At 67.9% G+C, this 23295-nt stretch carries 30 protein-coding genes and 1 tRNA gene; 19 read left to right on the forward strand and 12 right to left on the reverse strand.

The annotated features are described in order from the left end of the window. Positions 1 to 16 precede the first annotated feature (16 nt). On the reverse strand, positions 17 to 814 hold the full coding sequence (locus ACT3T9_RS04845; protein WP_444606059.1) for a transglutaminase-like domain-containing protein: 798 nt from the start codon (positions 812 to 814) through the stop codon (positions 17 to 19). A 139-nt stretch (positions 815 to 953) separates the two neighbouring features. On the opposite strand from ACT3T9_RS04845, the gene ACT3T9_RS04850 reads away from it, so the two are divergent. Genes ACT3T9_RS04850 through ACT3T9_RS04865 form a run of 4 tightly spaced genes read left to right on the forward strand, consistent with a single transcriptional unit; the run spans position 954 to position 3609 of the window. Then, positions 954 to 1703, forward strand: a complete 750-nt coding sequence (locus ACT3T9_RS04850; protein WP_441445570.1) for a sugar phosphate isomerase/epimerase family protein — start codon at positions 954 to 956, stop codon at positions 1701 to 1703. After that, positions 1700 to 1951, forward strand: coding sequence for a hypothetical protein (locus ACT3T9_RS04855; protein ID WP_441445569.1), 252 nt, complete (start codon positions 1700 to 1702; stop codon positions 1949 to 1951). Before ACT3T9_RS04850 ends, ACT3T9_RS04855 begins: the two co-directional genes overlap by 4 nt. A 16-nt stretch (positions 1952 to 1967) precedes the next feature. Next, positions 1968 to 2969: a sugar phosphate isomerase/epimerase family protein gene (locus ACT3T9_RS04860; RefSeq protein WP_441445568.1), complete on the forward strand. Its 1002-nt coding sequence runs from the start codon at positions 1968 to 1970 to the stop codon at positions 2967 to 2969. A gap of 1 nt (position 2970) precedes the next feature. Then, positions 2971 to 3609, forward strand: coding sequence for a TIGR03085 family metal-binding protein (locus ACT3T9_RS04865; RefSeq protein ID WP_444606060.1), 639 nt, complete (start codon positions 2971 to 2973; stop codon positions 3607 to 3609). A gap of 80 nt (positions 3610 to 3689) precedes the next feature. Here ACT3T9_RS04865 and ACT3T9_RS04870 read toward each other — a convergent pair whose 3' ends face one another. Beyond that, positions 3690 to 4709, reverse strand: a complete 1020-nt coding sequence (locus ACT3T9_RS04870) for a methyltransferase (RefSeq protein WP_444606061.1) — start codon at positions 4707 to 4709, stop codon at positions 3690 to 3692. Positions 4710 to 4803: 94 nt separating this feature from the next. Between ACT3T9_RS04870 and ACT3T9_RS04875 the strand changes: the two genes are divergently transcribed. Then, the gene (locus tag ACT3T9_RS04875) at positions 4804 to 5595 is read left to right on the forward strand and encodes a ParA family protein (RefSeq protein ID WP_444606062.1); all 792 of its coding nucleotides are present in this window, start codon (positions 4804 to 4806) and stop codon (positions 5593 to 5595) included. 206 nt (positions 5596 to 5801) lie between these two features. Here ACT3T9_RS04875 and ACT3T9_RS04880 read toward each other — a convergent pair whose 3' ends face one another. The 7 genes from ACT3T9_RS04880 to ACT3T9_RS04910 form a co-directional block, all read right to left on the reverse strand. Continuing rightward, entirely contained in the window at positions 5802 to 6383 is a 582-nt protein-coding gene (locus ACT3T9_RS04880; protein ID WP_444599776.1) for a MerR family transcriptional regulator, read from the reverse strand. 129 nt (positions 6384 to 6512) lie between these two features. Beyond that, positions 6513 to 7205, reverse strand: a complete 693-nt coding sequence (ftsR, locus tag ACT3T9_RS04885; RefSeq protein WP_441445563.1) for a transcriptional regulator FtsR — start codon at positions 7203 to 7205, stop codon at positions 6513 to 6515. A gap of 4 nt (positions 7206 to 7209) precedes the next feature. Continuing rightward, positions 7210 to 7653: an FHA domain-containing protein gene (locus ACT3T9_RS04890; protein WP_441445562.1), complete on the reverse strand. Its 444-nt coding sequence runs from the start codon at positions 7651 to 7653 to the stop codon at positions 7210 to 7212. Between the two features lie 126 nt (positions 7654 to 7779). Next, positions 7780 to 8532 (reverse strand): DUF881 domain-containing protein, encoded by a 753-nt coding sequence (locus tag ACT3T9_RS04895; RefSeq protein ID WP_441445561.1) that lies wholly within the window; start codon positions 8530 to 8532, stop codon positions 7780 to 7782. Beyond that, positions 8529 to 8861, reverse strand: coding sequence for a small basic family protein (locus ACT3T9_RS04900; protein WP_441445560.1), 333 nt, complete (start codon positions 8859 to 8861; stop codon positions 8529 to 8531). Before ACT3T9_RS04900 ends, ACT3T9_RS04895 begins: the two co-directional genes overlap by 4 nt. Beyond that, complete coding sequence (locus ACT3T9_RS04905; RefSeq protein ID WP_441445559.1) at positions 8858 to 9802, reverse strand: DUF881 domain-containing protein; 945 nt, start codon at positions 9800 to 9802, stop codon at positions 8858 to 8860. The genes ACT3T9_RS04900 and ACT3T9_RS04905 overlap by 4 nt, the downstream gene beginning before the upstream one ends. Positions 9803 to 9837: 35 nt before the next feature. Then, complete coding sequence (locus tag ACT3T9_RS04910) at positions 9838 to 10668, reverse strand: class I SAM-dependent methyltransferase (protein ID WP_441445558.1); 831 nt, start codon at positions 10666 to 10668, stop codon at positions 9838 to 9840. A 204-nt stretch (positions 10669 to 10872) separates the two neighbouring features. Here ACT3T9_RS04910 and ACT3T9_RS04915 point away from each other — a divergent pair. From ACT3T9_RS04915 to ACT3T9_RS04935, 5 genes are all read left to right on the forward strand, one after another. Then, positions 10873 to 10946 (forward strand) — tRNA-Pro (locus ACT3T9_RS04915). A gap of 786 nt (positions 10947 to 11732) precedes the next feature. Then, positions 11733 to 12299: a hypothetical protein gene (locus ACT3T9_RS04920; protein ID WP_444592610.1), complete on the forward strand. Its 567-nt coding sequence runs from the start codon at positions 11733 to 11735 to the stop codon at positions 12297 to 12299. 166 nt (positions 12300 to 12465) lie between these two features. Beyond that, positions 12466 to 12900, forward strand: coding sequence for a hypothetical protein (locus ACT3T9_RS04925; protein ID WP_444502783.1), 435 nt, complete (start codon positions 12466 to 12468; stop codon positions 12898 to 12900). Between the two features lie 248 nt (positions 12901 to 13148). Continuing rightward, positions 13149 to 13865, forward strand: a complete 717-nt coding sequence (locus ACT3T9_RS04930) for an SOS response-associated peptidase (protein ID WP_444502784.1) — start codon at positions 13149 to 13151, stop codon at positions 13863 to 13865. A 135-nt stretch (positions 13866 to 14000) separates the two neighbouring features. Then, complete coding sequence (locus ACT3T9_RS04935) at positions 14001 to 15293, forward strand: J domain-containing protein (protein ID WP_442332884.1); 1293 nt, start codon at positions 14001 to 14003, stop codon at positions 15291 to 15293. A 26-nt stretch (positions 15294 to 15319) separates the two neighbouring features. On the opposite strand, the gene ACT3T9_RS04940 is transcribed toward ACT3T9_RS04935, so the two are convergent. Together ACT3T9_RS04940 and ACT3T9_RS04945 are read right to left on the reverse strand one after the other, a co-directional pair. Next, positions 15320 to 15892, reverse strand: a complete 573-nt coding sequence (locus ACT3T9_RS04940; RefSeq protein ID WP_444606063.1) for a hypothetical protein — start codon at positions 15890 to 15892, stop codon at positions 15320 to 15322. Between the two features lie 72 nt (positions 15893 to 15964). After that, a complete protein-coding gene (locus ACT3T9_RS04945; RefSeq protein ID WP_442332882.1) occupies positions 15965 to 16375 on the reverse strand; it encodes a hypothetical protein in 411 nt (136 codons plus the stop codon). Here ACT3T9_RS04945 and ACT3T9_RS04950 point away from each other — a divergent pair. The 5 genes from ACT3T9_RS04950 (at position 16346) to ACT3T9_RS04970 (ending at position 19899) form a co-directional block, all read left to right on the forward strand. Continuing rightward, the gene (locus ACT3T9_RS04950; RefSeq protein WP_442332881.1) at positions 16346 to 16843 is read left to right on the forward strand and encodes a hypothetical protein; all 498 of its coding nucleotides are present in this window, start codon (positions 16346 to 16348) and stop codon (positions 16841 to 16843) included. The genes ACT3T9_RS04945 and ACT3T9_RS04950 overlap by 30 nt on opposite strands. Continuing rightward, a complete protein-coding gene (locus ACT3T9_RS04955; RefSeq protein WP_444502785.1) occupies positions 16836 to 17288 on the forward strand; it encodes a hypothetical protein in 453 nt (150 codons plus the stop codon). The genes ACT3T9_RS04950 and ACT3T9_RS04955 overlap by 8 nt, the downstream gene beginning before the upstream one ends. Then, positions 17285 to 18277 carry a hypothetical protein gene (locus ACT3T9_RS04960; protein ID WP_444502786.1) on the forward strand — a complete coding sequence of 331 codons (993 nt, stop codon included), beginning with the start codon at positions 17285 to 17287 and terminating at the stop codon, positions 18275 to 18277. Before ACT3T9_RS04955 ends, ACT3T9_RS04960 begins: the two co-directional genes overlap by 4 nt. A gap of 76 nt (positions 18278 to 18353) precedes the next feature. After that, the gene (locus ACT3T9_RS04965) at positions 18354 to 18671 is read left to right on the forward strand and encodes a histone-like nucleoid-structuring protein Lsr2 (protein WP_442332555.1); all 318 of its coding nucleotides are present in this window, start codon (positions 18354 to 18356) and stop codon (positions 18669 to 18671) included. 394 nt (positions 18672 to 19065) lie between these two features. After that, positions 19066 to 19899, forward strand: coding sequence for a C40 family peptidase (locus ACT3T9_RS04970; RefSeq protein ID WP_442332556.1), 834 nt, complete (start codon positions 19066 to 19068; stop codon positions 19897 to 19899). A gap of 76 nt (positions 19900 to 19975) precedes the next feature. Here ACT3T9_RS04970 and ACT3T9_RS04975 read toward each other — a convergent pair whose 3' ends face one another. Beyond that, a complete protein-coding gene (locus ACT3T9_RS04975; protein ID WP_442332557.1) occupies positions 19976 to 20386 on the reverse strand; it encodes a four-helix bundle copper-binding protein in 411 nt (136 codons plus the stop codon). Between the two features lie 221 nt (positions 20387 to 20607). Here ACT3T9_RS04975 and ACT3T9_RS04980 point away from each other — a divergent pair, with 221 nt between their 5' ends. The 4 genes from ACT3T9_RS04980 (at position 20608) to ACT3T9_RS04995 (ending at position 23268) form a co-directional block, all read left to right on the forward strand. After that, positions 20608 to 21192: a YdhK family protein gene (locus ACT3T9_RS04980; RefSeq protein ID WP_442332558.1), complete on the forward strand. Its 585-nt coding sequence runs from the start codon at positions 20608 to 20610 to the stop codon at positions 21190 to 21192. 71 nt (positions 21193 to 21263) lie between these two features. Further along, on the forward strand, positions 21264 to 21845 hold the full coding sequence (locus ACT3T9_RS04985) for a CueP family metal-binding protein (protein WP_442332559.1): 582 nt from the start codon (positions 21264 to 21266) through the stop codon (positions 21843 to 21845). A gap of 203 nt (positions 21846 to 22048) precedes the next feature. Continuing rightward, positions 22049 to 22501, forward strand: coding sequence for a TlpA family protein disulfide reductase (locus ACT3T9_RS04990; protein ID WP_442332560.1), 453 nt, complete (start codon positions 22049 to 22051; stop codon positions 22499 to 22501). Beyond that, the gene (locus ACT3T9_RS04995; RefSeq protein WP_444606064.1) at positions 22501 to 23268 is read left to right on the forward strand and encodes a cytochrome c biogenesis CcdA family protein; all 768 of its coding nucleotides are present in this window, start codon (positions 22501 to 22503) and stop codon (positions 23266 to 23268) included. The genes ACT3T9_RS04990 and ACT3T9_RS04995 overlap by 1 nt, the downstream gene beginning before the upstream one ends. Positions 23269 to 23295: the final 27 nt, after the last annotated feature.

A 23295-nucleotide genomic window follows, 5' to 3' on the forward strand; every position in this document is an offset into this window, starting at 1 on the left:
CGCGAAGCGGCGAGCGTCAGCGCAGCGGGAGCCGCTCCCCCGGCGTCTCGTGCGGCAGTCCAGGATCCACCACCGCGGTGACCTGGATGCCGCTGAGGGTGACGTTGCCCGCCAGGGTGGTCATGAAGGCGGTGTCCGCCGCATCCTGACCGGTCGCGATCCGCACCATCGAGGCGCGGGGAGCCAGATGAGTCGCATCGACCACCTGCCACGAATCCTCGACCAGCGCCTCGACCACCAGGTGGAAGTCCATCGGGCTGAGCCCCGGTGCATAGACGGAGGAGCAACGGGCGGGAATCCCGCTCGCGCGCAGCAGCGTCGCGGTGAGATGCGCGTAGTCGCGGCACACCCCCTGACGCGCCAGGTACGTCGAGCGCGCGGAATCCGTGATGGTGCTCGATCCGGGCACATAGTCCAGATGCTCGTGCACCCAGTCGACCACCGCCTGCACGGCGGCATCCCCGGTGCGTTCACCGACGATCTCCGCCGCGATCCGATCGAACTCGTCCACCTCGCAGTATCGCGAGGGCCGCAGATGCAGCACGGCATCCGCCTCGTCGCTCTGCGGCACGGAGGCCTCCCCCACGCCGGTGGCGTCATAGACGAACTCCACTGCGCCCTCCGGGAGGCCGTGCACCAGATGCAGGCGGCTGCCGAAGCGGTCGCGGGTCTCTGTGACGGGGTGGTCGACCCCGTCGGCGAGAACCTGCAGCGACTCCTCCGCAGCAGGAGCATCGGAGACAGCCACCAGCAGGGCGATGTCGGTCCCGGCGGCCACCTCGGCCCTCATCCACGCGCGCACATGTCGTTTCACCCCTTCAGTGTCCAGCATTCGGGCGCCCGGGGCATGCGCGGCCCTCGTCTTTGCCGCCACGTGATCTCCGACATAGAGTTGTGACCCAGCCGTCACCACCGATCCCCCCGGCCCTCACCGTCCGGTTCTAGGAGCAGCAGTGCAGATCTCCGTTCAGCTCTACAGCGTGCGCGAGGCCTTCGCTGCTGACCCCGCGAGCACGCTCCGGCGACTCGCCGAGATCGGCTTCACCACCGTCGAGCCCTACGGGCTCATGGACCATGCGGAGACCCTGCGCACGCTGCTGCCCCAGCACGGGCTGACCGCCCCCTCGGCGCACGTCTCGTTGCTCGGGGCGGAGGATCCCGCCGCGATCTTCGCCACCGCCGCCGCCCTCGGCGTGCAGTCGGTCATCGACCCGCACTGGGACCGCGAGCACTGGGCGCGTGAGGACGACATCAAGGCCACTGCTGAGCGGCTCGGCGAGCTCGCCGGGATCGCTGCCGCGAACGGGGTGCGCGTCGGCTACCACAACCACGACTTCGAAGCCCGCCCGGTGTTCGACGGGCGCTGCGGCCTGGACATCCTGGCCGATCATCTCGACCCTCGCGTCGTGCTCGAGCTGGACACGTTCTGGTCCGCCGTCGGCGGGACCGACCCGGCCGCGCTGCTGAGCCAGCTGGGCCAGCGCATCCAGCTCGTCCATCTCAAGGACGGCCCGCTCCAGGGCGACGTGCGCGATCAGCTCAGTCTCGGCGAGGGCGAGATGGATGTGCCCTCGATCCTCGCGGCCGCCCCCTGGCTCGAGCTCGGGGTGATCGAGTTCGATGGCCACGACGGTGACATCTTCGAGGCTGTCGACCGGTCCTACACCGTGCTGAACCAGTACCTCCGCGAGGTGCAGGCATGAGCCGTAGGACCGGCCCTGTGGGCGTGGGGATCATCGGCGCCGGCGTCATCGCCGCCCAGCACCTCATCCACGTCGTGCAGATGCCCGACATCGACGTGCGGGCCATCGGAGACCTGCGTGCCGAAGCCGCCGCCGCCACTCTCAGACTCGCACCACCGCGACCCGTCATCCTCGACCCCTCCTCCACCACCACCAGCCATCCACGACCTTTCCTCCACGACCCGCTAGTCACCACCCGCCATTCCTGAGAAGGAGCATCACCCCATGTCCCATCCGCACACCCTGTTCACCGGCCAGTGGGCCGACCTCACCCTCGACGAGGTCGCCGAGCTCGCGGCCGGCTGGGGATACGACGGTCTCGAGATCTCGGTCTCGGGCGAGCATCTGGACGCCGCACGCTGGGATGACGAGGAGTACGTCGCCGAGCGGCTGGGAATCCTGGAGAAGCACGGCCTGAAGTGCTGGGCCATCTCCAACCACTTCAAGGGCCAGGCGATCTGCGATGACCCGATCGACTTCCGCCACCAGGCGATCGTGGGCGCCGACGTCTGGGGCGACGGTGACCCCGAAGGCGTCCGTCAGCGCGCCGCGGAGGACATGAAGAACACCGCCCGGCTCGCGCAGAAGCTCGGGGTGAAGACAGTCATCGGCTTCACAGGCTCGAAGATCTGGAAGTACGTGGCGATGTTCCCGCCCGTCTCCCAGGAGGTCATCGACGAGGGCTATCAGGACTTCGCCGATCGCTGGAACCCGATCCTGGACGTCTTCGACGAATGCGGTGTGCGCTTCGCTCACGAGGTCCACCCCTCGGAGATCGCCTACGACTACTGGACCACCCAGCGCACGCTCGAGGCGATCGGCCATCGCGAGGCCTTCGGCCTGAACTGGGATCCCTCGCACTTCATGTGGCAGGAGATCGACCCGGTCTCGTTCATCACCGACTTCGCCGACCGGATCTACCACGTGGACTGCAAGGACGTCCGGGTCCGCACCACGGGGCGCAACACCCGCCTGGGCTCGCACCTGCCCTGGGGTGACCCGCGCCGTGGGTGGGACTTCGTCTCCTTCGGCCGGGGAGATGTGCCCTGGGATGCAGCATTCCGCGCGCTGCGCTCGATCGGCTACGACGGACCGCTCTCGATCGAGTGGGAGGACGCCGGGATGGACCGGCTCCACGGCGCGAAGGAGGCCATCGAGCTGCTGCGCAGCTTGGACTACCCCACCTCTGAGTTCTCCTTCGATGCCGCCTTCTCCCAGGACAGCTGAGATGGCGGAGAGCGCGAGGACTCACGGGACCGAGCGGGAGGACTTCGCAGCGAGCTTCCTCGCGCTCGGCCCCGTGGCGCCGACGATCCTGCCGGGCTGGGATGCCGCCGCGCTGCTGGAGCACCTGCATCTGCGGGAGCGGGCACCGCACCTGATGCTCGCGCACCGGCTGCCGGATCGGTGGGCAGGGCGAGCCCGCTCAGCGCTCGAGCGGTACCGGAGGACTCCCTGGGAGGAGAGGGTGGCGGCTTTCCACGCCGGCCCCGGTCCCCTCTCCCCCATCGGCCGGATCGATGCGCTCAGCGGCCAGGCGGAGCTGCTGATCCATCACGAGGACCTGCGCCGGGCGCAGGACGGCTGGGAGCCGCGGCGCATCTCGGCCGCGCGAGCTGAGGATGCGTGGCGGGCGGTCGGCCTGATGGCACCGCTGGCGATGTCGATGCAGGCCGATGTCACCCTCGTCTCCCCGCTCGGCGGCAGGCGCCTGCGCGCCCGCCGCTCGGCGGGGAGCCTGCGGGTGCACGGCGAGCCGCTCGAGCTGCTGCTGTGGGTCAGCGGCCGCGACGAGGTCGCCCGGGTGCAGGTCCACGGGGAGCCAGCCGCGCTGCGTGCGCTGCAGGACGGCCGGCGGGGCCTGTAAGGAATGCCCGGAAGGATTGGCCGGCGGGCCCGTGTGGCCAGGTCCCAGCCGCACTCCAGGTCCCAACCGCGCTCGAGGTCTCAGCCGCGCTCGAGCAGGAACAGGCGGGGGTGGTGGCCTTTCTGGAAGAACCGATGCTCCCCCACAGGTCGCCAGCCCGCCGGTGAGGTCTCCAGCACCCGCTGCATCCTGGTGATCTCGTGGGTGAGCACCCCCATGCGCGCCTGCGGGGCGGAAAGCTCAGCGGCGCGGCCCAGCAGCGCGGCCAGCAGCTTCTCGTTCGTCTCGTGCTCGCCATGGAGGGTGCCCCAGGGCGGATTGGTCACCAGGCGGGAGAATCCCGGCTCGAGGTCCACCTCCAGCACGTCCCCGACCACCCAGTCCACTTTGCCCTTGCGCCGGGCGGCGCGCTGGTGCTCGCGGGCGGCGTCGATCGCGGCGGGATCCAGATCCACACCGACCGCGCGCGCGGGTGCCACCTCGTGCAGCTGCTCCACCAGGAAGGTGCCGGAGCCGCAGGTCATGTCCAGCAGGGAATCGTCGGCTCCCACCTGGAGCTGATCGAGCACGGTCGCGGCGATGGTCGCGTTCACCGCGCCGGGGTAGTCCACTGTGCGCCAGGCGCGGGTGGCCAGCGGCCGCGGGGTGGTGCGCAGCAGCACCTGCCAGGTTCCGGACGGCGCCCCTCGCCGCACCCGCATGACCAGGTCACCGTCCGCGGCGACCGGCACCCCGGCGAGCTCGGCGACAGCGGTCGCCAGGCGGCGCATATCGGGTGTGTCAGAGCCGGCGGCCTCGAGGCGCAGGCCGTGGAAGCGCATCCGCGGTCGTTGACGGCGCACGTCCTCGAGCAGCTCGCCGAGCCGCTGCTGGACCGAGGTCTCGAGCAGCTCTCGCGGCCGACGGGCCGCGACGGTATGGCTCGTCGAGGCCGCGACCACGCGCCGCAGCGTGCGCACGGCGTCGAGATCCGACGTGCTCAGCACCAGCTCGGTCGGTCCGACCAGCCGTGCGAACCCGAGTCGGCTCGCCTCCTGCAGGGCGCTCGCGCCGCAGCCGTCGAGCACCTCGAGCACCAGTTCGTGGGTGATCTGTCCCATCGATTCCCCCTGATCGGCTGTTCATCGAATGATTCACGCAGGTTACCGCCCGTCGTGGCGTCCGTGCGCAGGTGCTGTCGGTAGACTGCGGAGCGTGTTCATCGTGAGTGTGTGTTCCCTGAAGGGCGGCGTCGGCAAGACGTCCGTGACCCTGGGCCTGGCCTCTGCCGCCCTGCATCAGGGGGTGAATACCCTCGTGGTCGATCTCGACCCGCAAGGGGACTCGACCCTCGGACTGCTCGGTGAGCCGGCGAGCACGCTGGACATCGCCGAGGTGCTGTCCTCCCCGCGCACCGAGACCATCGACCGGGCCATCATCGAGACGCCCTGGGCGGCCGGGGCGGCCTCCCACCTGGACATCATCCCGGGCTCGAGCCGTTCGGCGATCATGGACTCCCCCGCGCCGACCCCCAAGGACGTGCGCCGCCTGCATCAGGCCCTCGACAAGCGCTCGCACCAGTACGACATCGTGCTGATCGACTGCCCGCCGTCGCTGAACGGGCTCACGCAGATGGCGCTGGCGGCTTCCGACCGCTCCCTGGTGGTCGCTGAGCCCGGGTTCTTCGCGGTGACCGCCGCGGACCGGGCCCTGAAGCTCGCCACCGAGATGCATGCCGACGGCGTCGCCCCCCGACTGCAGCCGCTGGGCCTGGTGGTGAACCGCTACCGTCCGCGCTCGGTCGAGCATCAGTACCGGCTCGCGGAGCTGCGTGAGCTGTTCGGCGATGCCGTGCTCGAACCAGTCATCGAGGAGCGCGTCGGGCTTCAGCAGGCCCAGGGCGGCGCCGTGCCGCTGCACCGCTACGAGGGCGCGTCCGGCAAACGTCTCACGGAGGACTTCGACGCGCTGCTGGCCACGGTGATGGACTCGCGCCAGAACTCCTGACCGCCGGTCGGGACCCGAGGCGCAGAGGCCTCTGCGTCGCTGCCCGGTTGTGGTCCCTGCTCGCCTGCTCGTCGCTCCCCTGCAGGTCCTGAGACACAGCAGGTTTCAGCGCACGCGCATCGGATCAGCAGCATCGGCACAGCAGAGCGGCGAGTCCCTTCCCAGGACTCGCCGTTCTGCTGTGCGACTGTGGTGTGTGGGCTGGCTCAACCAGCCTGGCGGGAGCGGCGCCGAGCGGCCAGCTCGTCCTGGAGCGCGAGTGCGGCATCGTCCGCGGGGTTGACACCCGGCAGGCTCAGCAGGTCGTTCTCCACCTCGCGCCAGACTCGGCCGACCGCGATGCCGAACACGCCCTGGCCGCCCTGGACCAGGTCGAAGATGTCCTCGGCGGAGGTGCATTCGTAGACGGAGGCGCCATCGCTCATCAGGGTGATGCCTGCGAGATCGTCGATCCCGCGCTCACGCAGCGCACTGACGGCGACGCGGATCTGCTGGAGGGAGACGCCGGTGTCGAGCAGGCGCTTGACGACCTTCAGCACCAGGATGTCGCGGAAGCCGTAGAGACGCTGACTGCCGGAGCCGTGGGCGGCGCGGACGCCTGGCTCCACGAGACCGGTGCGGGCCCAGTAGTCGAGCTGGCGGTAGGTGATGCCGGCGGCCTTGCATGCGGCAGGGCCGCGATATCCGAGCTCGCCCGGCGTATCCACGATGTCGTCGAAGAGCACGCCCTGGGCGGGCTCTGCGGGGACGGTGGACTGCTCAGTGCGATCATCGCCAACGGCGTTCACGGCTACCTCCGGGTTCAGGCTCTCCGAGGGGGAAGGGTGAGAGCACCTGCTCAGAGTAGCGCGAAGTGCCCGCCGGCCGACAGCAACGCGCCGCCCGAAGGTCACGGAGAGGTGACGGCCCCCTGCTGGTCAGCGATCCCGGAGCGCGGTCCGCAGCACAGCCCCGTGCAGTGTGATCATCGATTCGCCCAGGTCACGAGCAAAATCCTCAGCTTCTCCGCGTGCCGCAGAGTCGCCGGGACGCGAACGCGGGCTGGCGACAGAGCGGATCATGTGCGCCTGCCGCTCCGCTGCGGTGCGCAGCATCACCAGGTGGCGCGGATGCAGGCCCTCCTCGGCGAGATCCCGGGCCGCCCCGACGAGCTCCAGCTCGGTGGAGCCGTAGAAGAGAGCGCCATCACCGAGCAGTCCGTACTGCTCGAGCTCGGCGAGGAACTCCTCCTCGACGGACGCCTCACGAGCGAGCCCTCGCCGGTCCAGACGCACCGCCTGGAGCGACGCGGTGGGGCCGGGGCGGGAGGCGATGGACGTGACCTCGGAGTCGACGCCGTGCTCGAGCAGGTGCTCCTTGATGACCTTGAGCGGCCAGAAGCGGTCCCGCTGGGCCCGCAGCACGAAGCGCAGACGGTCCACGTCCTCACGGCTGTACTTGCGATAGCCGGCGGCGCTGCGGTCCGGGGAGATCAGACCCTCGGACTCCAGGTAGTGCAGCTTGGAGTGCGCGAGGTCCGGGAACTCATCGCGCAACATCTCGAGCACCTGCCCGATGCTCAGTCGCGCTGCGCCCGAGGAGCTCGGCCTGCGCGCGGCGGAGGCCGACATCAGGTCAGGCCGTCCCGTGGAACAGGTGATAGGTCAATCGGTACTTGCCGATCTGGACTTCCTGGCCGGCCTGGAGGCGAGCTTCGTCGACCCGGTCCTTGCCCACATATGTTCCGTTGAGAGAGCCGAGATCCCGGACCAGGAAGCCATCGCCATCACGCACGAAGGCGGCATGCTTGCGGGAGACCGTCACGTCGTCGAGGAAGATCTCGCTCTTGGGGTGACGTCCCGCGATGGTGGTCTCGGAATCCAGCAGGAAGCGGGCGCCGAGATTCGGGCCCTTCTGCACGATCAGCAGCGCACTGCGCGGGGGCAGGTTCTCGATCGCCCTGCGGTCCTGGGACGAGAGACCGGGCTCGGTCTCCTCCAGGGGATCGTTGGGCGAGATCGCACTCAGCTTCGATGTGTGGTCGAGATTCTCGTCGTTCCACTCGGTGTTCCCTGACACCGCGCACCCCTTCCTGGCCTGCAACGGACCCTGCGCAATGGGCGCGCAGGATTCGGCTCCACCATCCTCGCACGCGAATCGCCCTGCAGGGGACCTTCCAGGCGGGGAGACGCCAAGAATTGACGATCACTTGACCACTCGGGAGTGTTCGGGGTCCTTCAGCGCGACGGTGGCTTCCACCCGGACCGCGTCGTCGGCGGTCGCCGCGAGCGTTCCGCCGTCGCCTGCGACCGAGTCCGCCGCCCCGCCCGGGATCCGCAGCGCCGGCTCCATCACGGAGGGGTCCCCGATAGCTCGGATCTCATAGGGCGCTTCGATCGGCGTTCCGTCCACCAGCAAGCCGCCTGCGGGGGCGGTGGTGATCGAACTCGAGGCGATCACCCGCACATCCTCGATCTGGATCACCTCTGCCCCGGCATTGCGCAGCTCCTGGATCACTCCCAGGAGCGTGGACGCGCGCAGCTCGCCGTTCGGATCGGCGATCGAGACCACCACTCCCCGGCCCTTGGCCGGGGCGGTCCCGGCGAGGATCTCGAGGTCCTCCAGCCGCTCCTCGGCCGCATTCTGCGCCGCGACGTCATCCTCCTGGCCGGAGCGCAGCGCCTCCAGGGTGCGATCGAGCTCCGCGTTCTCGACCTCGAGATCGGCGGCGTGCCTCCCCGACTCATCCAGCAGGCGCACCAGCTCCTGCTGGCTCGCGCCCTCGAGGGACTCATCGCCCTGCCGCACCTGGGCGGCGATCGAGAGCCCCAGCAGCAGGCACAGCAGCCCCACGATCAGCTGGGAGAGATTCGCCTGCGGGCGGAGGGTGTCGCGCAGCCGACGCCAGACCAGCTTCTGCTGCGTCGGGGAGTCGGGAGTGCGGGTGCCGTCGCTCATGACCGGAACAGCAGACGTCTGATCGCTGCCGCGTTCGAGAAGATGCGGATCCCGAGCACCACGATCACGGCGGTCGAGAGCTGCGAGCCGACTCCGAGCTGATCGCCCAGGAAGACCAGGAACGAGGCGATCAGCACGTTGAACAGGAACGAGGTGATGAAGACGTGGGAGTCGAAGGCGCCGTCGAGGCTCGCCCGCAGGCCGCCGGCGAGGGTGTCCAGGGCCGCCACCACCGCGATCGGGAGATAGGGCTGGAGCACAGCGGGGACATCGGGTTGGACGACGACGCCGAGCACGATGCCCAGCACCAGTCCGAGAATGGCGATCATGGGGACTCCTCCTCGGCGCCGCTGCCGGCGGTCGATGATTGGTTCGAGCTGGGGGTCGGCGGGGTGTCCGGGGCGCCCTGGGTCTCGTCGTCGAGCACCGAGGCCTCCTGGAGGATGCCCACCGCGCGCGCCGGAACGGTGAGCTCCTCGCCATCCTCCCAGGACATCCGGATTCCGAAACGGGTCGAGATCTCCGTGAGGTATTCGCCGGTCTCAGCCTCGAGCACCCCGGAGTGCAGCTGCTCGGAGTCGCCGAGCGCCGTGATCCGGTATGGCGGAGACAGGGGGCGGAAGTCGACCAGGACCGCGGAGCCCGCGGTCCGGATCGCGGTGGTGCTGGTGATGCGCTGGCCGTTGATGGCGATGGCCTCCGCGCCGGCGGCCCACAGTCCGTTCACGGCGATCTGCAGGTCACCGTCGGTCACCCGGTTCACGGTGCCGGCACCGCCGCCGGGGCTCGACGGCAGCGGAGCGGAGTCCTCGAGCTCCAGGACCGTTCCCGGGCCGCTCAGCGGCACTCCTCCCCCGGCCTGCTCGTAGCTGGCCAGGCGCTCTGACGCGCCGGCGTCGGTGCTGTCGAGGACGGTCCCTTGGGCGTCGGCGATCTGTGCCTCCAGCTCGGCCTGGCGCTCCTCCAGCTGCTCGGCCTCGGCCCGAGTCTCGAGGACCTCCTGCTCGAGCAGGGCGCGCGGGCCGTCCGCCGCGCCGGCCTCGTGGCGCAGATCCAGCACCGAGACGGCGACTGCGAAGCCCAGCGCCAGTGCCAGCAGCAGGGTCACCCCCCGCATGATCCGGTTGTCAGGCGGCGCGGCCTCGGCAGCCGGGTGATCGTCCTTGCGCAGAGTGTCCACGCCGTACGGGTCCGCAGTGAGTGCGCGCAGCAGCGAGGTCGGCGAGTACGGGGTCTCGCCGTGCGGGGTCTCATGCTCGCGTTCGCGCATGTCAGCAGTCTAGGAGCGGCAGCAGTGCGGAGCCGTCAGACCCGCGGGACATCCAGCTGCTCACCGAGCAGGGCCGAGAAGTCCGTGCGGCCGGCATCTGGCGTCTCGGGCGCGCTCGCCTGGACCAGGTATCTGCTCACGGTGGCGGAGAAAGGTCCCTTCCGCACCTGCGCCTGGAGGTGTTCGAGCATGTCCCGGTAGCCGTCGACATCGAAGTCCTCCGGGGCATCCCAGGGGGCCCGGCGCAGGTAGCGCAGGAAGGTCGGCACATCGTCGAACTCGAAGTGGCCGTGGAAGGTGTCTGAACGGTCCACGCGCAGGCCGGCTCTGGTGAGTGCGTGGACCGTGCCCTCGAGAGTCTCCTCTTCCTTCGGATCATCCATGCCGAACAGCTCGCGGATCTCGTGGCCGTCGTCTCCGCCCACCTGCTGGGTGAGGAAGGTGCCGCCGGGGCGGAGCAGCCGGGCGACGTCCGTCGCGTCGAAGGCTCCATGACGGTTCAGCACCAGTCCGAAGGCGGCGTCGGCGAAGGGCAGGCGCGATCCGGCGGCTTCCGGGTCGTGCTCGTGGACCTCGATGCCCAGCGGCGTCAGGCGCTCCCGGGCGGCAGGCAGGTGGGAGGCCCGTCCCTCGGTCGCGGTCGTCCCCTCCGGCAGCACATCCGCGAGGGAGGCGAGCACCTCTCCCCTGCCGGTGCCCAGGTCCAGCACCCGGTCCGCCATCGGGGCGAGGTTCTCCACCAGGGTGCGCCACCGCCACGGCGGCTCCGTCTCCCGAAAGCCGGCGAGGGCGGAGACGTCCCACCCCGTCGGCTGCTCCGCGAGGGCCTCTCGCCAGCGCTGCAACTGCTGCTCGTCGGTCATCATCGATCCTCCTGCGCGTCGGGTCCCGCTGGGTGGATGGTCTCGGCCATGGCGGGGGCACGGCCTGCGCCCACTATCGCATCCGCGTCCTCGCGGGCGGGTACGGCGCAGGTGCCGCAGGTCACGCACCTCCCGATTGGCTCCTAGGGGCTTGCTCGGGGTACTGTGATCCTCGGTCCTCCGGTGACGGAGGATCACGCAAGATCTCGGGCTGTGGCGCAGCTTGGTAGCGCACTTGACTGGGGGTCAAGGGGTCGCAGGTTCAAATCCTGTCAGCCCGACAAATGCCCTGGTGAGAACAAGTTTCTCGCCAGGGCGTTGTCTTTTTGGCGGCGATGTGACCGCTAGAGTCGCGCCGGCTGGAGACCGCACGAGCCTCGGGGTCACCATCACGACGGCGATCGACGTTCGAGTGCCGCACTCGGACCAGGGGCACGCGGGGCGAGCACAGAACGGGGCCGGCTGGTGGCCAGGGCCAGGGTCTCCCCCAGGTTCTCTCGTCGCCGCGACTCAAGACCAGGCAGGCCGGCTCGCCCGTCGCAAGGCTGCCCTTCCCGTCGGAGCTCACACGTGGGGAAGAACTGCGGCAGTGTCGGCGCGGCCACTCTCGGCTGCCGGGGCATCGATAGCGCTGCGCCCTCACGGGTCATCCACCGGGTCACCTTCCACGTACGCCTCGAAGTGCCCCTGCACCGCGGCTACCCGTCAGGGCGAACAGGACCCACGCCGCGGTGGGAAGCCATCCCGCTGCACCGAAACGCATATTTGGCCGTGCGGGCACCATCTGCGGAGTGCTCAAGTTCTATGCGTCAAGCTCCTCCAGCTGATTGCTGAAGAGGTGTCCGGCTCTCTGTTGATGGGTTTCGTGTGACACGTGAACTCAATGTCCGATAATGGCTGTTACCGGACATTGAACGATTCCGGGGTACCAGTATCTGTGCAGTCCACAGTTCCTTGCATCCACCGCCAATCATGCAGCGGCCACATTCCGAGTAGCGCTCACTTCCCGGGCATCGTGCACAATCTGCGTGCCACTCGAAATGACGATTCGGGTATGGAATGCTTTGTTGAAGCCGACCGTCCGCAGCACCAAACCGAATCCCGACGAGCAGATCCCCGTGGCCCTCGCCGCGCGCATCGCCGACATCGACCGATCCTCCCTCGCGCACCTGGTCGATCACGGGCTGATAACCCGTCTCAACCTCGAGGCCGTGCGGGCACTGGCCGCCAGTGGCGAGGTCGCCGCCAAGACCACCGACACCCCGGGCCATCTCGTGATCCGCATGGATGTCGACCCCACGGTGCAGCGGATCGCGGACATGAGCGACGACGAGCTGTCCCACGGCGTCGAGGGACCGCACAGGCTCCCAGGCTCCTCTGCGGGTCGCGACGTCCTGCTCTGCGTACGGTCGTTCGTCATCGCCACCGGGCACCTCGAAGGCCTCGGCGATCCGATCCCGCTGCGCACCGATCGCCGCGGCCGCGAGATCACCGGACGGACCATCTCGGTTACTATCGACCACCGTTTGAGCGACCTCACCTCCCGCCCTTCGAAGGCTGTCGAGAATGCCCGGTGGCTCGGCCGTCGGGCTCGTGTCGGCACCGGCGGCGCGGTGCTTCCCTTGCAGTCCTGACGCCCAGGTCCCGCATGCACACCGCGGCCGGCTGCCGCCACGCTTCCTGAACTCGAGTCCGACCACGAGCGCCTCACACCCAGCCGGGCACCTGTCCTGTCACGCGGTGCTCGCGCCCACTGCACCAGTACCCGGACGGGCCGGGTAACGAGGAGCAGGAGCCGCCATGACCGCCATCGTCCAGCACGCCGCACCCCATCCCGTCGACGAACCGCCCGCTGTGCAGGTCCTTCTTCGGACTGCCGAGTTCAGCGACGACCCCGAGGTGCTGGACGAGCTGGCCCGCACCGAGGTCACCGGCGAGGTGCTGCGGAAGATCGCGCACAACCCTTCAACCTCCGAGGTCACGCTGGAGCACCTGATCGACCTCGACCAGCGGTGGCTGACCTACCCCGTCACGCGTCGCCATGACCTCTCCCCCGAGTTCATCGACCGGATCGCCCGTCGGCTGACCGACCGCAACGCGATCTTCCACGCCTCCTCCGCACCGAACGCGGCCCCGGAGACCCTGCGCTACCTGGCCGCTCACCCGTCGGCACCGAAGGCGACTGCGGAGACTGCCGCTCAGCGACTCGGCATGACGCCGCTGTCGGTCGCGTAACCGCACTCCGGGCTGATCAGCCGACCGCCTGGAGATCATCGGCCATGAGCAAGGCCATCACGGCATAGGCGAGACCCCGAGGACCAAACTCCTCGGGGTCCTCTGTCACCAGCCCCATCGGCCGAGCGGCCGTGGCATGAGATGCGGTCGCCACAGCGCGTGGATCGGTTCGGGAATCACGATGCCGCCCCGTTCGCCGTCGAAGCGAGCAGTACCATCGTGGCCACCTACGCCGAAGGAGGCCGGCCGTGTGTGGTCGCTACGTGCTCGAGGTCGATGCCCAGGGGCTGCTGCACTCATATGCCGCGCACCCGGCACGAGACTTCGACTGGGAGCCGGTCTTCAGCGTCGCACCCCGGACGACGGCCCCGGTGGTCCGCGAGCACTACGACAAGGATGCCGGGGAGGTTCAACGAACGCTGGAGTTCGCGCGCTGGGGCTACAAGCCCGCATGGGCCAAGGAGAAAGGGCCACGGCCCATCAACGCCCGCTTCGAGACCGTGCACACGAACGGCATGTTCCGGGCTGGGTTTGCGAGCTCTCGCGCCGTGGTGCCGATGTCGGGCTACTTCGAGTGGGTCGAGATGGACAACGGCAAGCAGCCCTACTACGTTCACGCCACCGATGAGCGTCTCCTCCACGCTGCGGGCCTGACTACGGTCGAGCAGAACGGCGACGGCGACTGGGACGTGAGCTTCACGATCATTACCCGCGAGGCTCGAGACGCTGCTGGTGATGTCCATGACCGGATGCCAGCGTTCCTGGACGAGGAGCTCATGAGTGAGTGGCTGGCACCGGGGAAGCTCGAGAAGGACGAGCGGGAGAACCTGCACGGGATGCTGGGCGACCTGTCCGAGAAGATCGCGGGGTCGCTGGTGACCCACCCGGTCGACCGGGCCGTGAACAACGTCCGCACACTCGACCGGAAGGACCCGAGCCTCATCGCGCCGCTCGTGCTGGGCTGATCCTCCGTGCCACTCGCTGATCAGCGCGGAGTGCATGCCCTGGCCGTGCACTGGCCGCGATAGCGAGAACGTCCCGCGAGGAGCGGGTTTCGCCCACTGGCGCGGAGCACAGGACGGACGGAGGGAGGAGGCGACGTGGCACTGACGCACTACGAGACCCTCGGCGTGTCCCGCGACGCCTCGAGAGCCGACATCACTGCAGCGTTCCGCACCCAGATGCGGGCGCTGCACGGTGACGCTGGAGGGGACGACGAGCTCGCCAAGCACGTCAGCTCCGCGTACAACGTCCTGGCCAATGCTTCCAGGCGGGCCGCCTACGACCGCACCCTGGCACCCCAGTCCCCCGCTGCCGCCTCCGATCCGTCACCGGCATCGGCATCGGCGCCGACAGCGCCTCGGCGTCGCGTGTTCCATCCCGAGCGCGGCACTCGAGCATCCTCGATGCTGGACGTCGACCCCACCGCGTGGGACTGGTACATCCCAGTCCACGATCTTCCGAGCGGCGCCGACGCGAAGTCACCGCGCCGTCGGCCACTCTTCACGATATTTCTCATGGTCGCCTTCGTGGCGTGGGCAGCAGCCGGGGCGGCAGCCGCTGCGACGCTCGGACTGCCGCTGGCTCGCATCGGAGCGGTCTCGACTCCGGTGGCGCTGCTGTGCGGGTTGGGAGCGCATCTGGTCTGGTCGCTCCTGGTGATCACGCGAAGCATCTTCCACCGCTGGGGACTCCTCCTGACGCTGCTGGTCGCTTTCGCTGGCGCTGTCTGCATCTATCTCGACGCCGGCACGCCCCTGCCCATGCTCGGCAGCCCGTTGTGCCTCATTGCGAGCACGACCACGACCTACCTGTCCTTCGGGGTCGTCCTGTCCCGCTCCACCCAGGAGGACAACATCATCGACTCCTCATTCATCACGCAGGTGGGCACGACCTCGCTCGGGTCCCGGAACACCGATATCGAGCGGCAGCTCGGCGCCCTCAAGGGAGCATTCGGCCACCGTGACGGGGTGCGCGTGATCCTGCTGCCCGACCGGGTGACCCCGCGACCCAGCACCTCCCCGGTCCGGTCGCAGGTCGCCGTCGTCGTCGGCCGGTCCGTGCACCTGATCGCGATCCCTCCGCTCGGCGCCGACGGCCTGGAGATCTCCGGATCCGAGATCATCGCGGACGGCCAAGTGCATCGCAACGTCGTCCGCGATGAGGTGCAGGTACTCCGCGGGCGCTACGGCCGGACCGCCGACGTCCACGGATACATCGTGCCCACGAAGCTCGCAGCGGCCCCGACGGAGATCGAGCAGGTGGGCGGAGTCTCGTTCGGCTCGCTCACCCAGGTGATCGATTCGATCGGGGCCGACGCCGGCCCGAGCCTCGATCGGCCCAACACCCTGTTCCGCCATCGGGCACTGGAGTCCATGTCGCTGCTGGTCTGAGCCTCTGCAGCCGCAGTCCTAAAAGCTCATCGCCGCGACCACCAGCGCAGGGTCGGTAACTGAGCCTCCTGTTCAACTGGAAGGATCCTTAGGCCCCTCACATCGGCGACGATCTCCTTTTCCATGCCCTCCAAGACTCGCGCGAAGACCCGATCGGCGGGGATATTGACGACCCAAACCCGACCGGTTCTATCCCTTTGCGCTTGGCGCTCACGGGCGAAGTACTCAGCTTGGCGAGGGTCGAGACTCCAGGAAAGCCCTGCACGGTTGGCTTCGGTCGCGCCGCGGAAAGCACGCACAGACCGTCGCGGGCGAGACTTGACGATGCCGTCTTCCGTGTAAGCGATGTGTTCGAACATCGCCCTCCAAGTCTCGACCGGTACCTGACTGTTCGCCTCGAGCCCCACCCAGACTCGTGGCAAGAAGAATGTGAGAGCCGCCCGTGAGACCTCTCCTCGCCTGAACAACCTCACCAGCTCAGATACTGGAGCCAGGTTGTCAGTGCGACTGATGATGCCCGCGATCTCATCAATATCCATGTCGGTGTGCACGATCCGATTGCGGATCACCCAGTCTTCGACGTTTGCCCTGGTGACCATGAATCGACTCTCATCTAGGGTGCTCGGTACAACTAGTCTGCGGCCCGAAGTTGGCCGTTGCGTACTGGTTAGTCAAGTGGTGCGGCGGTAGTCGGCGAAGAGTTCTCGTGCCACGTCCAGGACTTCCTGTAGCCGCGCGCTCAAGTCGCGCCGCGCTGCGGGCTCGGTGATCCTGAGCCTCTCGATGATCTCGCGCCGCGTGGGGAACTCTCCGATCGCATGGTGCGCGAAGTACACGCGTGCCACGTCGGCCGCCCGGACCGGTTCACGCTTCAGCCGTCGAGTGCGCAACCGCTCCCGCTCCCGGTCGAGCCGTTCGCATCGGTAAACGACGTCGCAAACCCGATCTGACCAGTTCAGCGGCCCGCGCACCGTGCACCCGTGCTGTCCGCGTATCAGGCGACGCGACTGCTCGATGAGTTCATCGAGCGCGGTGAGCTCGCACGGTGGACGATGCTCGCGCACCTGGAGCAGTTCGCCCACGAGAGCGTCCATCAGGTTGCGACGTCGATCTGCCGGGAGATCACCGGCATCGAGGAGCACGAGACCGTGGTGAGGCTGCTTGATGATCAACAGCTCGACCTCGTCGTCACCCACGTGCTCTACGGCGCTGCCGGCCCGGACAGTCGCATACTGCGCTCCCTGGACCGTTGCCTGGACCCGGCCACCACCCGGAACGTCGACCCGATCCGGTACCTCACCACCCAGATCCGCCGGGACCTCGGCGACCAGGTCCGCGTCGCCATCGGCGATCCCCAAGTAGGCCCTCGAGTTTGTCGCGTCGCCCGCTCACTCGGCACCGGCGCCGGCCTCGAGCAGATCATCGACCGCTACAACGACCTCCACCCCACTGACCGGGTGTCCACCACCCGCGCCATCCGAGCATTGACCGTCGCCCCGTCGCTCGAATCCACCGCCGTCCGCAACATCGCGGAGGCCAGTGATGTCTGAGCACCCCACCGGCGAGATCGACATGACCCTGCTCATCAGCCAGCGACGAGTCGCCAACGCAGCGCGCGGTGAACTCCTGCAGCTGATCACGGACGGCACGATCACCCCGTGGGAGGCGATCATCGCCGCCGCGGCGTCTGGCGAGAAGCCGCTGCTGCGTCTGCGCCTGGAGCAGATCATCACCGCCGGCCCGGGGATCGGCGCCGCACGCGCCCGCGCCGTCATCGCCCAGGTGCTGCACATCCTCGAGGCCACCGAGTCCCGCACCGCGAACGGGCACGTCACCCTCGCCTACATCCTCGACGAGCAGGCGCGCGGACGGCGCCTGCTGGCGGTGCTGGATGCATTTATCGCCCATGGCCTGATCCGGCAGGCCCAGGACCTCACCGTCTGGCCGGGATTCCCCTTCGCCGCCGCCCCGCTTCCCAGGGAGGATGCACGATGACCGCGCTGTTGCTGAACACCACTGCGAGGGTCCGCCGGCGGGCTGATCATCATCGTCGCTGCGACTGCGATCGGGACACGCTCGAGACGCCGTGGAAGGCCGAGATGTGTCAGATCCTCCACGCCCGGAAGCGGGTCGAGAAGCGCGCCCTTCTCGATGAATTTTTGTACACACATGAAAGCGAAATTGCGCGGGTCCTGAAGAGGGCGCAGCATATTTCGCGTCTGGACTACCACGACAAGGATCTGGTCCTCTCCTATTTCGGAGATGCGCTGATGAGAATGCTCGAGACGCGGTGGAGGGCGAAGTCCGGGCCGGGGACCAGCAGTGTGTTCAACTACTCACGAAACCTGCCGACGATCTTGGAGGCGGAGACGCGGTACTGGATCCGAGAAGACCGACGGAAGGGTCTACTCAATGGCACTGCCGGGGTCCCGGGCGACAGCTCTCATGATCGTCGGGCGAAGCTGGTGAAGCGTTCCCGTGAACTGTTCGAGACCGAGCATGCACGCACCCCGTCCGATGCTGAGCTCGTCGACTTCCACAACACTCGCATGTACGCGACTCGAAAGGACGCCGCGCGGCAGTCCGTCCTGATCACGATCCGGGGTCTCGGCAGCCTCCGTTCGATACCGTTGGAGGATCCATCCTTGTTCGGTGAGGATCGTCTGGCCTGGGCGGATGTTCCGGATGAGGGGGCGTCTGAGCGCACTGCGCGGATTCGGTCGATCGTGGCCGAATGCGCGCGGAGAGACGCCGAACGAGAGGCTTCGCGTCTACGCGCGCCGAAGCGTCAGCCGGTCCCTATGGCGAGCGTGGCGGTGGTGTTTTTCGCGCATCACTGCGAGGGAGAGTTCCCTACGCGCAAGGAGCTGGTCGCAGAGCTCGGCGTGACGGAGCCGGCCGGTCGCCGCGAGATCGGATCGCATCTCAATGAAATCCTCGCGATCTCTCGCCGACAGTTCGCAGACTACCGAAACGCCCGGTGACCGCTAATATGCATGACTCCTCAAGGGAAGTGTGCCTACACTGTCCGCGCAATCACTCTAATCACTGGAGGTCACAATGGCTCGCAAGACCCAGGTTCTGCTCGTTGACGATATCGATGGTTCGGATGCCACGAACACAGTGACGTTTGGGCTGGACGGCGTCTCGTACGAGATTGATCTGAATGAAGACAACTCTCGCCAGCTGCGCTCCGAGCTGGAGAAGTGGACCGTTCTGGCGCGGCGCACTGGTGGTCGCGCGCAGCGCGGCACCGGTGCCAGCACCGGCGGCGACGCCGCGAAGATCCGCCAGTGGGCGGTCGCGAACGGCTACGAGGTCTCGGAGCGCGGTCGCATCCGCGCCGATGTCCGTGAGGCTTACGCCAAGGCGAACTGACTCCGCTCTATCCACTGCTCGGCCCGACACCCCTCAATGGGTGCCGGGCCGTGGTGCGTCCGCGCACGTCTTGCAGCACGGGTCCGCTGATGAGTGCAGCGCTGCCTTAAGACAATCTTGAGAATGCGTTCGATCTCTCGCGTCATCCTTTCGACCGTACAGGTAAAGGCCCGGCCTACCCTCCGGGGGTATCAGGAGAGCGTGCGCAAAGCCGCGGTTAAATCTTCAAGCAGGGCACCCCATGCCTCCGTAGAACCGCCGAACCAGCCCGTACGTTGGTTTCACTGCCCACGAAATGAGCTGGCGCTTCACTGGTCGCTCTGCCGTCGCTGCGGCACTGACGAAGTCATCGACTCCCTCCCGTCTCGAGGAGGGAAACCTACGGAGTAGAACCATGGCCCATAACAACACCCACCGCGCCTTCGGCCGAGCAGTCACGCCTGTCGGGACCGCTGGCCGCGCGTTGCGGGGCACCGGCGGTGCCGCTGTCCTCGGCACGGTCCTCCTCGGATCCGCTTTCGCCGCGGGCCCGGCTCAGGCCGCCCCCGCTGTCTCGCCCGCCGCCTCTGCCGTTGCTGCGCAGGCTGCCGCTCCGGCAGCGCTGGCTCCGGTACACGTGAAGTCCGCCGTGGCATCCGAGAAGCTGCGGTGGGGCTCCGAGGGAACAGCTGTCGAGCAGCTGCAGTCGGCGCTGAACGACCATGGTGCCTCGATAGCCGTCGACGGCAAGTTCGGCAAGCTCACCCACGGGGCCGTGAAGGACTTCCAGGGCTCGCATGACCAGAAGATCGACGGGGTCGTGGGTCCGGAAACCCGCGGCGCGCTGAACGGTGGCGGCGCTTCCATCTCGGGCGGCGGGACCTCTGTTCCCGCTCCTGCGAAGTCTGCGACGAACTCGAAGCAGGCAATCGTCGACGCCGCACGCTCACAGATCGGTGCCTCCTACTCGTGGGGCACCTCTAAGCCGGGCGTCAGTTTCGACTGCTCGGGCCTGAGCTCTTACGCGTACGAGCAGGCCGGTATCGACCTGCCCCGTACCTCGTCTCAGCAGGTGGCGGCCGGCACGACGATCTCGAAGTCCGAGGCCCAGCCCGGTGACCTCGTGGTGTGGCCTGGCCACCTCGGGATCTACGCCGGTGGCGACACGGTCATCGACGCGGGACGCACCCCGGGCGCTGTCACCGAGCGGACCATCTGGGGCAACCCCACCTTCGTCACCTTCCGCTGACCGCACGCCACAACGCCAGCGCAGAGGCAGCCTCGACCACCGGTCGGGGCTCCCTCTGTGTACAGAGGCAGCGTCGTCAGCCGATCGAGGCCAGCAGCTCGGCGCAGGCCTGCTCGCAGCGACGGCAAGCCTCGGCGCAGACCTTGCAGTGTTCGTGCATGCCCGCATGCTCCTCGCACTCCTCGGCGCAGGATTGGCACGCCGCCTGACAAGCCTCGAGCAACTCTCGGTTGAGGGCCACGTTGTTGCCCGTCTGACGGGACAGGACCCGGCCGGTCGTCTCGCAGACGTCGGCGCAGTCCTGGTTCCGTCGGACGCACTGGGTCAACTCCGCCACCATGTCCTCGGCCAAGCAGGCGTCCGCGCAGGCGGTGCAGGTCTGGGCGCACTCGACGCAGGCCTCGATGCATACGGCGAGTTTCTCCCGGTCGATATCGCCGAAGTCCTTCGGGTAGGTCTGAAGCATTGATGCGACGTGATGAGTCATGATCGTGCTCCTTCTCGTTCCGAACGGACCGGCGGCTGCCCGCCCGCCCTGACGACGATAGCCGGGGCGTCGCGGGAGGCAGAAGTGATTAGACCGTTCGTTCTGAGGTGCCGCAAGCCGCCTGGTCAACGTTGTGCACAAGAAGTCCAGACCTGGCCTTGAGGAGACCTTGATCTGAGGGTCGTAGGCTGGCGCAAAGTGTCCTCTGACTAGGAGTAATTATGCGTTCTCGTCGCTCTTTCGGCCGTCTCGCGGCGGTCGTCTTCACCGGTGCGATTGTGTTTGCCGGCTGCGCCGACAGCGGGTCTGACGACGGTCAGACGTCCGGTGGGTCCGAAGCCTCGGAGGCGTCCGATGGTGGTGGCCACGGGGGCATGGAGCACCCGATGGATGGCGGCCCTGCACCGGAGGGGATGGCGCCTGCGGAGGATCCTGAGTTCCCGGTCGGCACAGAGGTGACGCTCACGGCGGACCACATGGAGGGCATGGAGGGAGCGACGGCGACGATCTCCGGTGCCTTCGACACCACGACCTATTCGGTCAGCTTCACCCCGACCGACGGCGGCGAGCCGGTCACTGACCACAAGTGGGTCGTTCACGAAGAGCTCGAAAACCCGGGCGAGGCACCGCTGGCGGAGGGCACCGAGGTGGTCATCACCGCTGATCACATGGCGGGTATGGAGGGTGCTGAAGCCACCATCGACAGAGCCACCGAAGAGACTGTGTACATGGTCGACTACGAAGCCGACGGGATGATGATGACGAACCACAAGTGGGTCGTCGAGAGCGAGATCGAGCCTGCGTGATGACCACCCCGTCGAGCCCTCGAGGTGCATTCGCTTCCTCCGGGGATGGGCCCGGTCGTCGCACTGTGCGGGTGCCCCGACGATCGGTCTCGATCGGTGCCGTCCTGTTCCCGCTCGTGGTCGCCGGCTGCGGCACCGTCGGGTCCGAGCCCCCATCCATCACGGATGATCAGGAGCTGCTCCAGGAACATGGCTTCGCCGACGCCGACGCGCACGAGATCATCGACCGGCTCGAAGCGCTCCCGGTGGCCGAGCGACCGCAGAACCTGATCGCCAGCGTCACTGCGACGTCTCTTCAGCTCCAAGACGATGCAGGGCGGGAGGCCGAGCTGCCCCTCCCGCAGGATCAGTTCTACCTGTCGGTGGCCCCGTTCGTGGAGACCACCCACGAGTGCGCCCTCCACAGTCTGACGACGTGCCGCGGGGAGCTCCGCAGCCGCGAGCTCACTGTGAGCGTGGTCGACAGCAGCTCGGGCGAGATCCTCGAGGAGGGCACTCGCACCACTCACGACAACGGGTTCATCGGTTTCTGGCTGCCGCGCGGGATCACAGCGGAGCTCACGTGCACTCTCGAGGGCTACACGGGGTCCGCGTCCATCTCGACCCAGGCGGAGGATGATCTGACCTGTCTGACCAGTCTTCAACTGACGTGATCGGACGAAGCCTCCGCACCGCACTTCGACGCCCCGTCACCGACCCATTCATGAGGAGCGGGGCTCGGGTCGGCCCGAGTCGGCGGACCACACTCCTGAGCGGCGGTCTATTCGTCCTTGCTCCCTTACTTGCGGCGTGCAGCAGTTCTTCGGATGCCGCGAGCGAGGCGAACGCCGGGTACGTCTCCGGTGACGGGGTCGTCGTGGAGATCCCCCCTGAGGGCCGCGCCGCTTCTCTGGAGATCCGGGGAACGACGTACGGCGGTGACGACTTCGACTCCACGGCGCTGCGCGGTGCACCGTTGGTGATCAACGTCTGGTACGCCTCGTGCCCGCCGTGCCGGGTCGAAGCACCAGCACTGAAGGCCGTGCACTCCGAATATGGTTCACAGGGCGTGGAGTTCGTGGGCGTCAACACCCGCGACAAGGCCGGACCGGCCGCCGCATTCGAGAAGACCTTCGGCATCACCTATCCCTCCATCCCGGACCCCGATGGGGTCGTGATCACGTCGATGGACGGCAGCGTCTCACCCAACGCGGTCCCCACGACATTGATCCTCAATGCTGAAGGACGAGTAGCCGCCCGGATCACGGGCGCAGCCGACCAGAGCACTCTCGAGAGCCTTTTGGATGCCGTGCTGGCGGAGGGTGCCTGATGGATGAACTCTTCGCCACCACCGTGCTGAGCGGACCCCTGGCCGCAGCCCTTCTCCTGTCGACAGTTGCCGGTCTGGTCGCGTTCCTCTCACCGTGCGTGCTCCCGGTGGTCCCCGGCTACCTGGGATACATCACCGGCCTCACCGGACCGGGCACCGGGCCGCGTAGCAACAGTGATCCGGGCGAGCGTCCGTGGCGCCTGGTCGCCGGCGCGGTGCTGTTCGTGGCTGGATTCACTGCGGTGTTCCTGGTCATCGGCGGCTTCGTCGGCGCCCTCGGGTCATTGATGGTCCAGTACACCAGCGCGATCAATCGGATCTCCGGGGTGCTGGTGATCCTCATGGGACTGGTGTTCGTGGGAATCTTCCCCCGTCTCTCCGGTGAGAAACGGATCCGGAAGCGCCCCGATGCCGGACTCGCCGGCGCACCCCTGCTCGGGATCACGTTCGGCTTCTCCTGGACTCCGTGCATCGGCCCAACGTTCGCCGCGGTCGCCGCGCTCAGCCTCGGGGAGGCCTCCGCGAGCCGCGGCGCACTCCTCGCGTTCGGCTACGCGATCGGGCTCGGGATCCCGTTCATCCTCTTCGCCCTCGTGTTCCGGCGCGCCCTCGGCATCTCCAAAATGCTGTCCCGGCATCGCCGCACGCTACAGATCGTCGGTGGCTCCGTGCTCATCGCCATCGGACTCCTGCTGGTCACCGGCGTGTGGGAGCAGTGGATGGCTCTCCTGCAGGTGCGGATCGGCAACTTCACTACGATCGTCTGAGGGGTGCGTTCCGCCGTGCGCGGCGGG

Origin of the sequence: Brachybacterium sp. AOP29-B2-41, from assembly GCF_052378395.1 — a bacterium.
In the GTDB taxonomy this organism is placed as follows: Bacteria; Actinomycetota; Actinomycetes; order Actinomycetales; family Dermabacteraceae; genus Brachybacterium.

Bases quoted from the DNA above. Each gene is read 5' to 3' on its own strand.
- ACT3T9_RS04860 (WP_441445568.1), top strand. From the start codon at position 1,968: ATGTCCCATCCGCACACCCTGTTCACCGGCCAGTGGGCCGACCTCACC.
- ACT3T9_RS04905 (WP_441445559.1), bottom strand. From the start codon at position 9,802: ATGCGCGAACGCGAGCATGAGACCCCGCACGGCGAGACCCCGTACTCG.
- ACT3T9_RS04855 (WP_441445569.1), top strand. From the start codon at position 1,700: ATGAGCCGTAGGACCGGCCCTGTGGGCGTGGGGATCATCGGCGCCGGC.
- ACT3T9_RS04900 (WP_441445560.1), bottom strand. From the start codon at position 8,861: ATGATCGCCATTCTCGGACTGGTGCTGGGCATCGTGCTCGGCGTCGTC.
- ACT3T9_RS04940 (WP_444606063.1), bottom strand. From the start codon at position 15,892: ATGGTCACCAGGGCAAACGTCGAAGACTGGGTGATCCGCAATCGGATC.
- ACT3T9_RS04975 (WP_442332557.1), bottom strand. From the start codon at position 20,386: ATGACTCATCACGTCGCATCAATGCTTCAGACCTACCCGAAGGACTTC.
- ACT3T9_RS04995 (WP_444606064.1), top strand. From the start codon at position 22,501: ATGGATGAACTCTTCGCCACCACCGTGCTGAGCGGACCCCTGGCCGCA.
- ACT3T9_RS04950 (WP_442332881.1), top strand. From the start codon at position 16,346: ATGCTCGCGCACCTGGAGCAGTTCGCCCACGAGAGCGTCCATCAGGTT.
- ACT3T9_RS04865 (WP_444606060.1), top strand. From the start codon at position 2,971: ATGGCGGAGAGCGCGAGGACTCACGGGACCGAGCGGGAGGACTTCGCA.
- ACT3T9_RS04960 (WP_444502786.1), top strand. From the start codon at position 17,285: ATGACCGCGCTGTTGCTGAACACCACTGCGAGGGTCCGCCGGCGGGCT.
- ACT3T9_RS04870 (WP_444606061.1), bottom strand. From the start codon at position 4,709: ATGGGACAGATCACCCACGAACTGGTGCTCGAGGTGCTCGACGGCTGC.
- ACT3T9_RS04895 (WP_441445561.1), bottom strand. From the start codon at position 8,532: ATGAGCGACGGCACCCGCACTCCCGACTCCCCGACGCAGCAGAAGCTG.
- ACT3T9_RS04925 (WP_444502783.1), top strand. From the start codon at position 12,466: ATGACCGCCATCGTCCAGCACGCCGCACCCCATCCCGTCGACGAACCG.
- ACT3T9_RS04955 (WP_444502785.1), top strand. From the start codon at position 16,836: ATGTCTGAGCACCCCACCGGCGAGATCGACATGACCCTGCTCATCAGC.
- ACT3T9_RS04910 (WP_441445558.1), bottom strand. From the start codon at position 10,668: ATGATGACCGACGAGCAGCAGTTGCAGCGCTGGCGAGAGGCCCTCGCG.
- ACT3T9_RS04980 (WP_442332558.1), top strand. From the start codon at position 20,608: ATGCGTTCTCGTCGCTCTTTCGGCCGTCTCGCGGCGGTCGTCTTCACC.
- ftsR (WP_441445563.1), bottom strand. From the start codon at position 7,205: ATGTCGGCCTCCGCCGCGCGCAGGCCGAGCTCCTCGGGCGCAGCGCGA.
- ACT3T9_RS04970 (WP_442332556.1), top strand. From the start codon at position 19,066: ATGGCCCATAACAACACCCACCGCGCCTTCGGCCGAGCAGTCACGCCT.
- ACT3T9_RS04965 (WP_442332555.1), top strand. From the start codon at position 18,354: ATGGCTCGCAAGACCCAGGTTCTGCTCGTTGACGATATCGATGGTTCG.